General features: G+C 62.0%; 15 protein-coding genes and 1 tRNA gene. All 16 read right to left on the bottom strand.

Annotation, left to right across the window (positions count from 1 at the left end):
* Positions 1-7 precede the first annotated feature (7 nt).
* The 16 genes from nuoK to pnp all read right to left on the bottom strand — a co-directional run bounded on the left by nuoK (position 8) and on the right by pnp (position 14,902).
* Entirely contained in the window at positions 8-313 is a 306-nt protein-coding gene (nuoK, locus tag M0D65_RS28865) for an NADH-quinone oxidoreductase subunit NuoK (RefSeq protein ID WP_091018293.1), read from the bottom strand.
* Positions 314-330: 17 nt separating this feature from the next.
* The gene (locus M0D65_RS28860) at positions 331-1,014 is read right to left on the bottom strand and encodes an NADH-quinone oxidoreductase subunit J (RefSeq protein ID WP_266255588.1); all 684 of its coding nucleotides are present in this window, start codon (positions 1,012-1,014) and stop codon (positions 331-333) included.
* Positions 1,015-1,170: 156 nt separating this feature from the next.
* Positions 1,171-1,662: an NADH-quinone oxidoreductase subunit NuoI gene (gene nuoI / locus M0D65_RS28855; RefSeq protein WP_091018297.1), complete on the bottom strand. Its 492-nt coding sequence runs from the start codon at positions 1,660-1,662 to the stop codon at positions 1,171-1,173.
* A gap of 15 nt (positions 1,663-1,677) precedes the next feature.
* Positions 1,678-2,742, bottom strand: a complete 1,065-nt coding sequence (gene nuoH / locus M0D65_RS28850) for an NADH-quinone oxidoreductase subunit NuoH (RefSeq protein WP_096719807.1) — start codon at positions 2,740-2,742, stop codon at positions 1,678-1,680.
* Positions 2,743-5,073, bottom strand: coding sequence for an NADH-quinone oxidoreductase subunit NuoG (gene nuoG, locus M0D65_RS28845; RefSeq protein WP_266255586.1), 2,331 nt, complete (start codon positions 5,071-5,073; stop codon positions 2,743-2,745).
* 90 nt (positions 5,074-5,163) lie between these two features.
* Entirely contained in the window at positions 5,164-6,492 is a 1,329-nt protein-coding gene (gene nuoF / locus M0D65_RS28840; RefSeq protein ID WP_266255585.1) for an NADH-quinone oxidoreductase subunit NuoF, read from the bottom strand.
* Positions 6,489-6,974 (bottom strand): NADH-quinone oxidoreductase subunit NuoE, encoded by a 486-nt coding sequence (gene nuoE, locus M0D65_RS28835; protein ID WP_091018304.1) that lies wholly within the window; start codon positions 6,972-6,974, stop codon positions 6,489-6,491. Before nuoE ends, nuoF begins: the two co-directional genes overlap by 4 nt.
* A gap of 144 nt (positions 6,975-7,118) precedes the next feature.
* Complete coding sequence (locus tag M0D65_RS28830; RefSeq protein ID WP_266255584.1) at positions 7,119-8,372, bottom strand: NADH-quinone oxidoreductase subunit D; 1,254 nt, start codon at positions 8,370-8,372, stop codon at positions 7,119-7,121.
* Between the two features lie 9 nt (positions 8,373-8,381).
* The gene (locus M0D65_RS28825; RefSeq protein ID WP_091018308.1) at positions 8,382-8,984 is read right to left on the bottom strand and encodes an NADH-quinone oxidoreductase subunit C; all 603 of its coding nucleotides are present in this window, start codon (positions 8,982-8,984) and stop codon (positions 8,382-8,384) included.
* A 19-nt stretch (positions 8,985-9,003) separates the two neighbouring features.
* The gene (locus M0D65_RS28820; RefSeq protein WP_006052903.1) at positions 9,004-9,483 is read right to left on the bottom strand and encodes an NADH-quinone oxidoreductase subunit B family protein; all 480 of its coding nucleotides are present in this window, start codon (positions 9,481-9,483) and stop codon (positions 9,004-9,006) included.
* A 62-nt stretch (positions 9,484-9,545) separates the two neighbouring features.
* Positions 9,546-9,905 carry an NADH-quinone oxidoreductase subunit A gene (locus tag M0D65_RS28815; protein ID WP_091018311.1) on the bottom strand — a complete coding sequence of 120 codons (360 nt, stop codon included), beginning with the start codon at positions 9,903-9,905 and terminating at the stop codon, positions 9,546-9,548.
* A 160-nt stretch (positions 9,906-10,065) separates the two neighbouring features.
* A tRNA-Leu gene (locus M0D65_RS28810) sits at positions 10,066-10,150 on the bottom strand.
* A 113-nt stretch (positions 10,151-10,263) separates the two neighbouring features.
* Positions 10,264-10,641 carry a preprotein translocase subunit SecG gene (gene secG / locus M0D65_RS28805; RefSeq protein ID WP_091018313.1) on the bottom strand — a complete coding sequence of 126 codons (378 nt, stop codon included), beginning with the start codon at positions 10,639-10,641 and terminating at the stop codon, positions 10,264-10,266.
* Positions 10,642-10,724: 83 nt separating this feature from the next.
* On the bottom strand, positions 10,725-11,495 hold the full coding sequence (tpiA, locus tag M0D65_RS28800; protein ID WP_091018316.1) for a triose-phosphate isomerase: 771 nt from the start codon (positions 11,493-11,495) through the stop codon (positions 10,725-10,727).
* Positions 11,496-11,594: 99 nt separating this feature from the next.
* A complete protein-coding gene (locus M0D65_RS28795; protein WP_266255583.1) occupies positions 11,595-12,608 on the bottom strand; it encodes an NAD(P)H-quinone oxidoreductase in 1,014 nt (337 codons plus the stop codon).
* A gap of 149 nt (positions 12,609-12,757) precedes the next feature.
* On the bottom strand, positions 12,758-14,902 hold the full coding sequence (gene pnp / locus M0D65_RS28790) for a polyribonucleotide nucleotidyltransferase (protein ID WP_096719819.1): 2,145 nt from the start codon (positions 14,900-14,902) through the stop codon (positions 12,758-12,760).
* Between the last annotated feature and the right edge of the window lie 202 nt (positions 14,903-15,104).

Here is a 15,104-nt window from a genome sequence, read left to right as displayed (position 1 = left end):
CCTGAATTTAACCTTTGAGCTGATCGAGATCCTCGACGTTGATCGTGTCGAGGCTGCGGAACAGGGTCACCAGAATGGCGAGGCCAATCGCCGCTTCAGCGGCGGCGACGGTCAGCACGAAGAACACGAAGATCTGGCCGTGCAGGTCGCCGAGGTAATGCGAGAACGCGACGAAATTGGTGTTCACCGCCAGCAGCATCAGTTCGATCGCCATCAGGATGATGATCACGTTGCGGCGGTTCAGAAAGATGCCGACGATGCTGATCGCAAACAGGATCGCGCCGAGGACGAGGTAATGGGCAAGGGTCAACATGTTTTTCTCCTGTGCGCTCAGGCTTTGCTGGCCGGAGCCGCGCCGGGGGCCGCATCCGCAGCCGGGGCTGGTGCAGCTTCCGGCTCGCTCTTTTCGGATGCCATCTTCACGATCCGCACGCGGTCCTGACTGCGTACCTTGACCTGGTCGGAAATCTTCTGGCGCTTGCTGTCCTTCGCGTGGCGCGTCGTCAGCGAGACGGCCGCGATGATCGCGACGAGCAGCACGAGACCGGCAATTTCGAACGCGAAGATGTAGTCGGTGTAGATCAGCTTGCCGATCAGGCGCGTGTTCGACCAGTCGGCCGTCGCACCGGCAACACCCGCCGATACGTCGCGCACCGGCGTCAGCGTGTTGCCGTAGCCGTGCAGCAGGATCAGCGCGGTTTCGACCACGATGATCGCGCCGACCACCGTCGCCGTCGGCACGAAGCGTTTGAAGTCACGTCGCAGCACGTCGAGGTTGATGTCCAGCATCATCACGACGAACAGGAACAGCACCATCACCGCGCCGACGTAGACGAGCACCAGCAGGATGGCGAGGAATTCCGCCTCCAGCAGCATCCAGATCGCGGCCGCGTTGAAAAACGCGAGCACGAGGAACAGTGCGGCAGCCACCGGGTTGCGCGAAGTGATCACCTTCAGCCCTGACACAGTCAGTAGCAGCGCGAAGATGTAGAACAGTACGGTCGTGAATTCCATGATTACCGGTTCATCGTTAGGCCATCGTCAGGCGTTGTTCGTGGGCGTTGCGCCCTGCAGCGCGCGCCTTCCTGGGCACAAGCGTTGGGCACAAGCGCGCCGTGCCGCGGCGGCAAGCCGCGGCACCGACCCAGCTGCGGGCCGGTATAGCGTGCATCAGCGGTACTTTGCGTCGGCTTCCTTGTTCGCCGCGATTTCCGCTTCGTAGCGGTCGCCGACGGCCAGCAGCATGTCCTTCGTGAAATACAGATCGCCGCGCTTTTCGCCGTGATATTCGAGAATGTGCGTCTCGACGATCGAATCGACGGGGCAGCTTTCTTCGCAGAAACCACAGAAAATGCATTTGGTCAGATCGATGTCGTAACGCGTCGTGCGGCGCGTGTTGTCCGCGCGCGTTTCCGATTCGATCGTGATGGCGAGTGCCGGGCACACCGCTTCGCACAGCTTGCAGGCGATGCAGCGCTCTTCGCCGTTCTCATAGCGGCGCAGTGCATGCAGACCACGAAAGCGCGGCGAAATCGGCGTTTTCTCTTCCGGGAACTGCACGGTCACCTTGCGCTTGAACGTATAACGTCCGGTCAGCGCGAGACCCTGCAACAGCTCGGTCAGGAAGAATGTCTTAAAGAAGTTCTGGATTGGGTTACTCATTGCGGGATCCGTCCATTATTTCCAGATGTTCCACGGCGACATGATCCAGAAGCCGACCACCACCAGCCACACCACGCACACCGGAATGAAAATCTTCCAGCCGAGACGCATGATCTGGTCATAGCGATAGCGCGGGAACGTTGCACGCACCCAGATGAACACCGACAACAGGAAGAAAATCTTCGCAACGAGCCAGACGATGCCCGGAACGAAGGACAGGAACCCGAACGGCGCGCTCCAGCCACCAAGGAACAGCGTCGCAGCGAGCGCCGAAATCACGATCATGTTGATGTACTCGGCGAGGAAGAACAGCGCGAACGCCATCCCCGAGTAATCGATCATGTGACCGGCGACGATTTCCGACTCCCCTTCCACCACGTCGAACGGGTGGCGGTTCGTTTCGGCAATGCCTGAGACGAAATAGACGACGAACATCGGCAGCAGCGGCAGCCAGTTCCACGACAGGAAGTTCACGCCGTGCGCCGCGAAGAAGCCACGTTCCTGGGAACCGACGATGTCCGACAGATTCAGCGTACCGGCGGTCATCAGCACGACGACGAGCGCGAAGCCCATCGAGATTTCGTACGACACCATCTGGGCCGCCGCGCGCATCGCGCCGAGGAACGCGTACTTCGAGTTCGACGCCCAGCCGGCGAGAATCACGCCGTACACCCCGACCGACGAAATCGCCATCGCGTACAGCAGACCGGCGTTGATGTTGCCGAGCACCGCGCCCGCCTGGAACGGAATCACCGCCCACACCGCGAACGCCGGCACCACCACCATGATCGGCGCGATCAGGTAGATCCAGCGGCTTGCCTGGGTCGGCTGAATGACTTCTTTCAGCAGTAGCTTCAGCACGTCGGCGATCGGCTGCAGCAAACCAGCGGGGCCCACGCGATTCGGGCCGAGCCGCACGTGCATCCAGCCGATCAGCTTGCGCTCCCAGAGAATCAGGTACGCCACGCACAGCAGGATCACGACGGACACCACGAGGATGCGGACCAGTGCCCACACCGTGGGCCATGCCACGCCGAGAAGCTGGGTGCCGCCCGAGTTGATCGTATCGAACAAGCTCATTTACGCCTTCTCCACCACCAGTTCACCGAACAGGCTGCCCAGCGCTGCACCGGCAGGCGTAGCCGCCGATACGCGGACGACCGTCTCCGCAAGATTCGCATCGCGCACGGCCGGCAACTGCACCGAGCGCTCACCCTGACGAACGCGCACTGCGTCGCCATCCTTCAAACCCAGCTTGTCGAACAGCGCCGCCGGCAGGCCGACCGTGTTCGCGGCGCGTGCCGCGGCGGTCAGATGCAGCGACTCGGCGCGACGCACGAGTGCATCCGCGTGGTAGATCGGTACATCGGCGATGCGCTCGAACGCGCCGTTTGCGGCTGCGATGCCACGTGCGAGCGCGGCGTCCGTGCGGTTCGACAGACGCGCCGTGAAGTCGCCGTCGAGTGCCGCTGCACGTACTTCTTCCGCGGTATCGAAGTCGAAGCCCGACGCACCGAGCAGATTGCCCAGCACGCGCAGCACCTTCCACGCCGGACGCGTTTCGCCGAGCGGGCGCACGACGCCGTTGAAGGTCTGTACCGAACCTTCCGCGTTGACGAACGTACCGGAGGTTTCCGTGAACGGCGCAACCGGCAGCAGTACGTCAGCGTAATCGGCGCCCGTCTGGAACGGCGACATCACCACGACCATTTCGGCCTGGTTCAGCGCGGCAAGCGCTTGAGCCGGGTTCGCCGTATCGAATTCGGGTTCGAGGTTCAGCAGCAGATAGCCCTTGCGCGGCTGCTCGAACGCTTCGCGTGCGTTCAGGCCGCCTGCGCCCGGCAATGCGTTGACCAGATGTGCGCCGACCGTGTTCGCGGCTTCGGGCAGGAAGCCGAGCGTCGCGCCGGTCTGCTCTGCAATCCACTGCGCAGCGGCGTGGATGCGAGCGAATTCCGGATGCTGGACTGCACTGTTACCGAGCAGCACGAAGCGATGCTCACCGCTAGCGCTAGCCAGCGACGCAGCGACCTGCTTCGCGGCGACGCTCGCCTGCACGCCGGCAAACGCTTCGGGCAACGCGACGCTGCGCGCTTCCGACACGGCGGCAGCGATGCCCGCGAGTTCGTTGAGCCATGCTGAGGGCGCTGCAGCGATACGCTGCGCTTGCGGAATCAGTGCGTCGTCGTTCGTGGCCTGCAGCAGCGTCAGCTTCGCGCCCGACTTCGCCGCCTGGCGCAGACGCGCAGCGAGCAGCGGATGATCGCGGCGCAGGAACGAACCGATCACGAGCACGGCATCGACGTTCGACAGTTCGGCGATCTTCGTGCCGAGCCACGGCGTACCAGCCGCCGCTGCCGAGAAGTCCGACTGACGCAGACGGAAATCGATGTTCGGCGTGCCGACTGCCTGCGCGAGTTGCTTCAGCAGGAACAGTTCTTCGACGGTGCTGTGCGGGCTGGCGAGCGCAGCAAGCGCGTTCGCGCCGTGGTCGCCCTTGATGCCGTTCAATCCCTTCGCGACGTATTCGAGCGCGGTCTGCCAGTCGGTTTCGACCCACTTGCCGCCCTGCTTCAACATCGGTTGCGTCAGACGCTCGGGGCTGTTCAACCCTTCGTACGAGAAGCGGTCCTTGTCCGAGATCCAGCATTCGTTGATGGCTTCGTTCTCGAACGGCAGCACGCGCATTACGCGGTTGTTCTTGACCTGGACGACGAGGTTTGCGCCGACGGAATCGTGCGGGCTCACCGACTTGCGACGCGACAGTTCCCACGTACGGGCGCTGTAGCGGAACGGCTTGCTCGTAAGCGCGCCGACCGGGCACAGGTCGATCATGTTGCCCGACAGTTCGGAGTCGACCGTCTTGCCGACGAACGAGGTGATTTCCGAATGCTCGCCGCGACCCAGCATGCCGAGCTCCATCACACCGGCCACTTCCTGGCCGAAGCGCACGCAGCGCGTGCAGTGGATGCAGCGCGTCATCTCTTCCATCGAGATCAGCGGGCCGACGTTCTTGTGGAACACGACGCGCTTCTCTTCGCTGTAGCGCGACGACGACTTGCCATAACCGACCGCCAGATCCTGCAGTTGGCATTCGCCGCCCTGATCGCAGATCGGGCAGTCGAGCGGGTGGTTGATCAGCAGAAATTCCATCACGGACTGCTGGGCCTTCACCGCCTTGTCGGACTTCGTACGCACGATCATGCCCGCCGACACCGGCGTGGCACACGCGGGCACCGCCTTCGGCATCTTCTCGACTTCGACGAGGCACATACGGCAGTTGGCCGCGATCGACAGCTTCTTGTGATAGCAGAAGTGAGGAATGTAGGTGTCGACCTTATGCGCAGCCTGGATCACCATGCTGCCTTCGGCCACCTCGACCTTCTTGCCGTCTATTTCAAGTTCAACCATGATGGTCAATCTTCCTTAACCTGATACCGCTCAATCGTTCGCTTGCGGGCCAGCCTGATGCCGGCCTGCGCGCGGTTGCCGTGATGCCGCTCAAGCAGCGACCGTTTCCGGTGCCGCTGCTGCCCCGGCATGACCGCCGACGAGGCAACGCTTGTTGGCAACGTGATATTCGAATTCGTCCCAGTAGTGCTTCAGCATGCCGCGCACCGGCATCGCCGCCGCATCGCCGAGCGCGCAGATGGTGCGGCCCATGATGTTTTCGGCCACCGAGTTCAGCAGGTCGAGATCTTCCTTGCGACCAAGGCCGTGTTCGATGCGATGCACGACGCGATACAGCCAGCCCGTGCCTTCGCGGCACGGCGTGCACTGACCACACGATTCTTCATAGTAGAAGTACGACAGACGCAGCAGCGAGCGCACCATGCAGCGCGTCTCGTCCATCACGATCACCGCGCCGGAACCGAGCATCGAGCCGGCCTTTGCGATGGCGTCGTAGTCGAGGTCGGTCTGCATCATGACGTCGCCCGGAATGACCGGTGCCGACGAACCGCCAGGAATCACTGCCTTGATCTTGCGGCCGCCGCGCATGCCGCCGGCCAGTTCCATCAGCGTGGCGAACGGCGTGCCGAGCGGCACCTCGTAATTGCCCGGCCGTTCGATGTCGCCGGAGATCGAGAAGATCTTCGTGCCGCCGTTATTCGGCTTGCCGAGTTCGAGATATGCCTGCGGGCCGATCTCGAGCAGGAACGGCACAGCAGCGAAAGTTTCGGTGTTGTTGATCGTGGTCGGCTTGCCGTACACGCCGAAGCTCGCCGGGAACGGCGGTTTGAAGCGCGGCTGGCCCTTCTTGCCTTCGAGCGATTCGAGCAGCGCGGTTTCTTCGCCGCAGATGTAGGCGCCGTAGCCGTGATGCGCATGCAGTTCGAACTTGAAGCCCGAACCCATGATGTTGTCGCCGAGGAAACCCGCGCGGCGCGCTTCGTCGAGCGCTTCTTCAAAGCGCTTGTAGGTTTCCCAGATCTCGCCGTGGATGTAGTTGTAGCCGACCGTGATGCCCATCGCGTACGCACCGATCGCCATACCTTCGATCAGCGAATGCGGATTCCAGCGCAAGATGTCGCGGTCCTTGAACGTGCCCGGTTCGCCTTCGTCCGAATTGCAGACGAGGTACTTCTGCCCCGGAAACTGGCGCGGCATGAAGCTCCACTTCAGGCCGGTCGGGAAGCCCGCACCGCCACGGCCACGCAGACCCGATGCCTTGACGTCGGCGATCACCTGCTCGGGCGGAATTTTTTCTTCGAGGATACGGCGCAGCTGCTTGTAGCCACCGCGCGCGACGTAGTCTTCGAGATGCCAGTTGTCGCCGGTCAGGTTGGCGAGAATCAGCGGTTTGATGTGACGATCGTGTAAAGACGTCATTTCGAAAGTTCCTCGAGCAACTGGTCGATCTTCGCGCGGCTCATGAAGCTGCACATGCGGTGGTTGTTCACCAGCATCACCGGCGCGTCGCCGCACGACCCCATGCACTCGCCTTCTTTCAGCGTGAACTTGCCGTCGGCGGTGGTTTCGCCGAAGTCGATGCCGAGCTTCTGTTTCAGATAGCTGGCGGCGTTCTCGGAGCCGCCGTCCGGGCCGAGCTGGCACGGCAGGTTGGTGCAGAGCGTGATCTTGTAGCGACCGACCGGCGAGGTCTCGTACATCGTGTAGAAGGTCGCGACCTCCTGCACGGCGACCGCCGGCATGCCGAGATAGTCTGCGACGAACTGCATCAGTTCGGGCGACAGCCAGCCGTGCTCTTCCTGAGCGACGGCAAGCGCCGACATCACGGCGGACTGTTTCTGATCGGCGGGATACTTCGTCAGCGCACGATCGATTTCTTTCAGGCCTTCAGCTGAGATCATTTTCAGACACGACTCTTTCAATTCCTACCGAACGAAAACCTGCCGCGCACCACGTGTTGCGACAGACCCGGCGTTCCTTTGCTGAACGCGCGCCTTGAAGCTACGGCGGCACGCGCCTTGATGATGATCGCCTAACGATCCAACCTAGCGATCTACTTCGCCAAACACGATGTCCTGCGTACCGATGATCGTCACGGCGTCGGCGATCATGTGGCCGCGCGCCATTTCGTCGAGTGCCGACAAATGTGCGTAGCCCGGTGCGCGGATTTTCAGACGATACGGCTTGTTCGCGCCATCCGAAATCAGGTAGATGCCAAACTCGCCCTTCGGGTGTTCGACCGCCGCGTACGCTTCGCCTTCCGGTACGTGGAAACCTTCGGTGAACAGCTTGAAGTGGTGAATCAGATCTTCCATGTTCGACTTCATGCCCACTCGCGACGGCGGCGCAACCTTGTGATTGTCGATCATCACAGGGCCGGGATTCTTCCGCAGCCACTCAATACACTGTTTCACGATCCGCGTGGACTGGCGCATTTCTTCGACGCGCACCAGATAGCGGTCGTAGCAATCGCCGTTCACGCCAACCGGGATATCGAAGTCGAGCTTGTCGTAAACCTCGTACGGCTGCTTCTTGCGCAAATCCCACTCGATACCCGAGCCGCGCAGCATCGCACCGGTCATGCCGAGTTGCAGCGCACGTTCCGGGCTCACCACACCGATACCGACCAGCCGCTGCTTCCAGATCCGGTTGTCAGTGAGGAGCGTTTCGTATTCGTCGACGCAGGTCGGGAAACGGTTGAAGAAGTCTTCGATGAAATCGAGCAACGAACCCTGGCGCGTTTCGTTCATCCGCGCCAGCGCCTTCGCATTGCGAATCTTCGACGCTTTGTATTGCGGCATTGCGTCAGGCAGATCGCGATAGACACCGCCCGGACGATAGTAGGCCGCGTGCATCCGGGCACCGGACACCGCTTCGTACACGTCCATCAGGTCTTCGCGTTCGCGGAATGCGTAGAGGAACACCGCCATTGCGCCGACGTCGAGCGCGTGGGCGCCGATCCACATCAGGTGGTTCAGCACACGCGTCACTTCGTCGAACATCACGCGGATGTACTGCGCGCGGACCGGCACGTCGATGCCGAGCAGCTTTTCGATGGCCATCACGTAGCCATGCTCGTTGACCATCATCGACACGTAGTCGAGACGGTCCATGTACGGCACAGACTGGATGAAGGTTTTGCTTTCCGCGAGCTTTTCGGTCGCGCGGTGCAACAGGCCGATGTGCGGATCGGCGCGCTGGATCACTTCGCCGTCGAGTTCGAGCACGAGGCGCAGCACACCGTGCGCTGCCGGGTGCTGAGGGCCGAAGTTGAGCGTGTAGTTCTTGATCTCTGCCATGGCGTTCTCTTAGTGTTTCAGACCGCCATAGTGATCCTCACGGATCACGCGCGGCGTGATTTCCCGCGGCTCGATCGTCACCGGCTGATAGACGACGCGCTTCTCTTCCGGGTCGTAACGCATTTCGACGTAGCCGGAAACGGGGAAATCCTTGCGGAACGGGTGACCGATGAAACCGTAGTCGGTCAGGATGCGGCGCAGGTCAGGATGGCCTTCGAAGACGATGCCGAAGAGGTCGAACGCTTCGCGCTCGTACCAGTTGGCTGAACTCCAGATGTCGACCACTGAAGCCAGGATGGGCACTTCGTCGTCCGGTGCGAACGCGCGCACGCGCAGACGCCAGTTGTTCGCCACCGACAGCAGATGCAGCACGGCTGCAAAGCGCGGGCCTTCGTAGGCGCCGTCGCCATAGGTCTGATAGTCGACGCCGCACAGGTCCATCAACTGCTCGAAGCGCAGCGTGGGATCGTCGCGCAGACGCTTCACCACATCGAGGTATTCGCTTGCCTTGACGACGATCGTCAGTTCGCCGATCGCTTCGGTGACGCTCACCAGACGGCCGCCGAACGCCGCCTCGAGGTTCGCTTTCAGGGTCTCGAGTTTGCTTGCCATATTGTGGGGGGCTCTGGCCTTATTGTCGGGCGATGGTGTTGGTGCGGCGGATCTTCGCCTGCAGCTGGATCACACCGTAGACCAGCGCCTCCGCCGTGGGCGGACAGCCCGGCACGTAGACGTCGACCGGTACGATACGGTCGCAGCCGCGCACCACCGAGTACGAGTAATGGTAGTAGCCGCCGCCATTCGCGCACGACCCCATCGAGATGACCCAGCGCGGCTCGGCCATCTGGTCGTAGACCTTGCGCAGAGCCGGCGCCATCTTGTTGCACAGCGTGCCCGCGACGATCATCACGTCCGACTGCCGCGGACTTGGACGAAACACGACGCCGAAACGGTCGAGGTCGTAGCGGGCCGCGCCCGCATGCATCATCTCGACCGCGCAACACGCGAGACCGAACGTCATCGGCCACAGCGAGCCGGTGCGCGTCCAGTTGATCAGTTTGTCAGCCGTGGTGGTGACAAACCCTTCCTTCAAGACCCCTTCGATACTCATTTGCTTTCCACTCCAGACGGGCGGCTAGCCATGGCCGCCCATGCAAACCGGCATTTAACCCGTCATTCCCAATCGAGACCGCCCTTCTTCCAGATATAGGCGAAGCCCAGCAGGAATTCGAGCAGGAAAATCATCATAGCCATGAAGCCCGGCCAGCCGATGTCGCGCAGGGCCACGCCCCACGGGAACAGGAATGCCGTTTCCAGATCGAAAATGATGAAGAGAATGGCCACGAGGTAGTAGCGCACGTCGAACTTCATGCGTGCGTCCTCAAATGCCTCGAAGCCGCACTCGTACGGTGCGTTCTTCGCGGTGTCGGGCCTGTTGGGACCAAGGATCTTGCCAATGCCGACCAGTGCTACGCCTAAACCGGTGCCCACGAGGAGGAACAACAAAACGGGGAAATAGGCTGCGAGGTTCAAGACTATCCTCAATCGGTTGGTTCTGTGTGTCGCCAGGAGCCGAGCAACCCGACGCGAAATTACTTCGGCCTGCTTGACGCTGTTAGCTCACGGTAAACAGCGAAGCGGAAGTAAAAATGCCAGCCGTAGCGAAGCAAGCGGCTGGCATTAAGAATAACATTGGTGCCGACGGCGAGACTCGAACTCGCACAGCTTTCGCCACTACCCCCTCAAGATAGCGTGTCTACCAATTTCACCACGTCGGCACTGTCTGCAATCCGGGAAAACTGCGTATAAAACCCGCGAATCGCTGCAAGACTTGAATTGTAACTGGTTTAAACAGTTTGTTCAACGCACAAAAGCGCGTCGTTCGAAAATTTTATTTCGGTACGTCCTGGCCCGGCTTCGATGCAGCAGCAGGTGCGGCAGGCGTCGAAACACCGGCCGGCACAGACGCTGCAGAAGCTGCCACCGGAGCGGTAACGGCTTCGCCGAGCACGCCTGCGGAAGGCCGCGATTTGTAGGCGCCAAGGTACGTGAGCGCCAGTGTCGTCACGAAGAAGACAGCGGCCAGCACCGCCGTTGTGCGCGACAGAAAGTTGGCCGAACCGGTCGCACCGAACAGGCTGCCCGAGGCACCGCTACCGAATGCCGCACCCATGTCGGCACCCTTGCCGTGCTGCAGCAAAACGAGGCCGATGACCCCCAGCGCCGACAGCAACTGAACCACGATAATCAACGTTTTCAAATACAGCATCACACCCACCTGAGTCTTTATTTAATCGGGCGACGCACTGTGCGCGCGCCGTCATGAGTCACCTCGCCCTGCCCGTCGCCCGCTCAAAGCGCCGCGGCCGCCGCACTGCAGATTGCGAGGAAATCCTGTGCCTTCAACGATGCGCCGCCAATCAGGCCGCCATCGATATCCTGCTGACCAAACAATTCTTGCGCATTCTCCGGCTTCACGCTGCCGCCATACAGCAGCGTCACGGCGCCGACCGCCGCGCCCTTCTGTGCGAGACGCGCACGCAGGAACGCGTGAACGTCCTGTGCCTGCGCCGCCGTCGCACTTTTGCCCGTGCCGATCGCCCAGACCGGCTCGTAAGCGACTACGATCCGCGCCGCGTCTGCCGGCGACAGTTTTGCGAGCACTGCATCGAGCTGCCCGCCGACTACCTGTTGCGCCAGACCGGCTTCGTGCTGCTCGAGCGTTTCGCCGACGCAGACGATCGGCGTAAGGCCTGCCGCCAGCGCCCGCTCCGCCTTGATCCCGACGACATCCGCGCTTTCGTGATGATAGCCACGCCGTTCCGAATGCCCGACGATGGCCAGCGTCGCAGCGAACTCCGCGACCATGTCCGCTGCGACTTCGCCGGTATAGGCGCCTTGCTCGTGCGCCGATACGTCCTGCGAACCCCACTGCACCGGACTGCCCGCGAGCAGCGCCTGCGTCTGCGCGAGATACGGATGCGGCACGCACACACCGACCTTCACCGCGCCCTGCAGACCGCGAACACCTTGCGCGACCGCTTCGAGCAGCACCGCGTTGTCGGCCAGCCGGCCATGCATCTTCCAGTTACCGACTACCAGTTTGGTTCGTTGTTTCGACATCGTCTCGTTCGGTCGGTGACAGCGGGCGCGCAAAACGCGCAATTTTACTGCGCGCGGCGGGATCGGGTCAAACCGCGTGCATCATGTATGTGCACCTTATTACGCGGCACGCCAGTCCAGCACGATCTTGCCCACGTGCGTGCTGCTTTCCATCAGTGTGTGAGCGTCCGCTGCCTGTACCGCCGGAAACACCTGATACACGATCGGCTTGATGCGACCGCTCTCCAGATGCGGCCATACGTGCTCTTTCAACCGCGCCGCGATCTTCGCCTTGAATTCGACTGGCCGCGGGCGCAGCGTCGAACCCGTAATGGTGAGGCGCCGGCGCAGCACGTCGTTCAGATTGATCTCCGCCTTCGCACCGCCGAGCAGCGCAATCACCACCAACCGGCCACCGTCCGCAAGCGCCGTCAGTTCGCGCGGTACGTAGCTGCCGGCCACCATATCGAGAATGACGTCGACACCGCGGTCGTTGGTCAGCGACTTCACGACCTCGACGAAGTCTTCGGTCTTGTAGTTGATCGCACGTTCGGCACCGAGTGCTTCGCATGCACGGCATTTGTCGTCCGAACCCGCTGTGGCGAGTACGCGAAATCCAAGCGCATGCGCGATCTGGATCGCCGTCACGCCGATGCCGCTCGAACCGCCCTGCACCAGGAACGTCTCGTTTGCACCACCCTCGCCGTTGCCCAGTTGCGCACGGTCGAACACATTGCTCCACACCGTGAAGAACGTCTCCGGCAACGACGCCGCTTCGACATCCGACAGCCCTTGCGGCACCGGCAGACACTGCGCAAGCGGCGCCACCGCATATTCGGCATAGCCCCCGCCCGCAAGCAATGCACACACGCGATCGCCGAGCTTCAGGCCAAACGGGTTGTGCTTCGCGTCGAGCGTCCCACCGACGATCTCGCCCGCCACCTCGAGCCCCGGCAGATCGGATGCGCCCGGCGGCGGCGCATAGGCGCCCTTGCGTTGAAACACGTCGGGCCGGTTGATGCCCGACGCCGCTACCTTGATCAGCACTTCGCCCGCCTTCGGCTCCGGTATCGGCCGCTCGGCGAGCTTCAAGACTTCTGGCGCACCGAATTCGGTGATCTCGATCGCTTTCATCTGTCGCTACTCCCAAGGTCTGGATTGCGCTGCTAACCGTGTCAGAAACGCGCACTGCGATGTCGCGCACCCGGTTCGCACTGCAATCCGCCCTGCATGAAAAACGGCCGGCGCGCATTCACGCTGCCGGCCGTTGCTTCAATACCGCGTTATTGCTGCGGCGTCGACTCGCCCTGCGGCGCACCCGACGGCGCTTCGTTCAACAAAGCCTTGGCCGACAGACGCACACGACCCTTCTCGTCCGTCTGGATGACCTTGACCTTCACTTGCTGGCCTTCCTTCAGGTAGTCGTTGATGTCCTTGATGCGCTCGTTGGCGATTTCGGAAATATGCAGCAGACCGTCCTTGCCCGGCAGGATGTTGACGATCGCACCGAAGTCGAGCAGCTTGAGGACCGCACCTTCGTACACCTGGCCCACTTCGACTTCCATCGTGATGTTCTCGATGCGCTTCTTCGCTTCGGCCATGCCTTCGCTGCTCGTGCTCGCGATGGTGACGATGCCGTCATCGGAGATATCGATCGTCGTACCGGTTTCTTCGGTCAGCGCGCGGATCACCGAGCCACCCTTGCCGATCACGTCGCGGATCTTTTCCGGATTGATCTTGATCGTGATCATGCGCGGCGCGTAGTCGGACAGTTCGGTATTCGCACCCGACACAGCCGAGGTCATCTTGCCGAGGATATGCAGGCGGCCTTCCTTCGCTTGCGCGAGCGCGACCTGCATGATTTCCTTCGTGATGCCCTGGATCTTGATGTCCATCTGCAGCGCGGTCACGCCTTGTTCCGTGCCCGCTACCTTGAAGTCCATGTCGCCGAGGTGATCTTCGTCGCCGAGGATGTCGGTCAGCACCGCGAACTTGTTGCCTTCGAGAATCAGGCCCATCGCGATACCCGCGACGTGCGCCTTCATCGGCACGCCGGCGTCCATCAGTGCGAGGCAGCCGCCGCACACCGAAGCCATCGACGACGAACCATTCGATTCCGTGATTTCCGACACGACACGGATCGAGTAGCCGAATTCTTCGGCGCTCGGCAGACACGCGACGAGCGCGCGCTTCGCGAGACGGCCGTGACCGATTTCACGGCGCTTCGGCGAACCGACGCGACCCGTTTCGCCGGTCGCGAACGGAGGCATGTTGTAGTGGAGCATGAAGCGCTCGCGGTATTCGCCTTCGAGTGCGTCGATGATCTGCTCGTCACCCTTCGTGCCGAGCGTCGCGACGACGAGCGCCTGCGTTTCGCCGCGCGTGAACAGTGCCGAACCGTGGGTACGCGGCAGCACGCCGGTACGGATTTCGATCGGGCGCACCGTGCGCGTGTCGCGGCCGTCGATACGCGGCTCGCCGTTCAGGATCTGCGAACGGACGATCTTCGCTTCGATGTCGAACAGCACGTTGCCGACGGTTGCCTTGTCGGCAGCGACGGTACCGCCCGCAGCAGCGTCTGCTTCGAGCGTTGCCGACGTAGCGGCGTAGATTTCCTTCAGCTTTGCCGAACGGGCCTGCTTGTCGCGGACCTGATAGGCGGCGAGCAGATTGGCCTCAGCAACTTCAGTCACGCGCGAGATCAGCGCTTCGTTCTTCGGCGCCGGCTTCCAGTCCCATTCAGGCTTGCCGCCTTCACGCACGAGTTCATGGATCGCGTCGATCGCGATCTGCATCTGGTCGTGGCCGAACACCACGGCGCCGAGCATCACTTCTTCCGACAGCTGTTGCGCTTCCGATTCGACCATCAGCACCGCGCGTTCCGTACCGGCAACCACGAGGTCGAGGCTCGATTCCTTGATCTGCGAACGCGTCGGGTTCAGCACGTATTCGTTATTGATGTAGGCGACGCGTGCGGCGCCCACCGGGCCGTTGAACGGCAGGCCGGAGATAGCCAGTGCAGCCGATGCGCCGATCAGCGCGGGGATGTCGGCCGGCACGTCCGGGTTGATCGACATCACGTGGATCACGACCTGGACTTCGTTGTAGAAGCCTTCCGGGAACAGCGGACGCAGCGGACGGTCGATCAGGCGCGAGATCAGCGTCTCGCCTTCCGACGGACGGCCTTCGCGGCGGAAGAAGCCACCGGGGATCTTGCCTGCGGAATAGGTTTTCTCGAGGTAGTCGACGGTCAGCGGGAAGAAATCCTGACCCGGCTTCGCCGTCTTGGCACCGACGACCGTGGCGAGCACCACCGTATCTTCGATGTCCACGAGGACGGCACCGCTTGCCTGACGGGCGATCTCACCGGTTTCCAGGCGAACGTTATGTTGTCCCCACTTGAACTCTTTGACGATCTTATTGAACATTAGTCACTCCTTTACGCTTCGTTATGCCGCGCGGACTAGCAGCGGCGCGGCAACGCCATGACCGGAGCCACGCGGGAAGAGGAGTGTTATGCCATTCCAGAGAACCGCGCGACACGCGAACCGCTGGAATGACACAAAGCTCTGCCCCGCAGCCCGGCCGTGTTTCTGGTTGTGCCGCCGGATGTTTCGTCCCGTGCTGCCA

The organism is Paraburkholderia sp. CHISQ3 (genome assembly GCF_030464945.1).
GTDB lineage: Bacteria > Pseudomonadota > Gammaproteobacteria > Burkholderiales > Burkholderiaceae > Paraburkholderia > Paraburkholderia megapolitana.
This window is presented reverse-complemented; position numbering and strand designations above follow the sequence as displayed.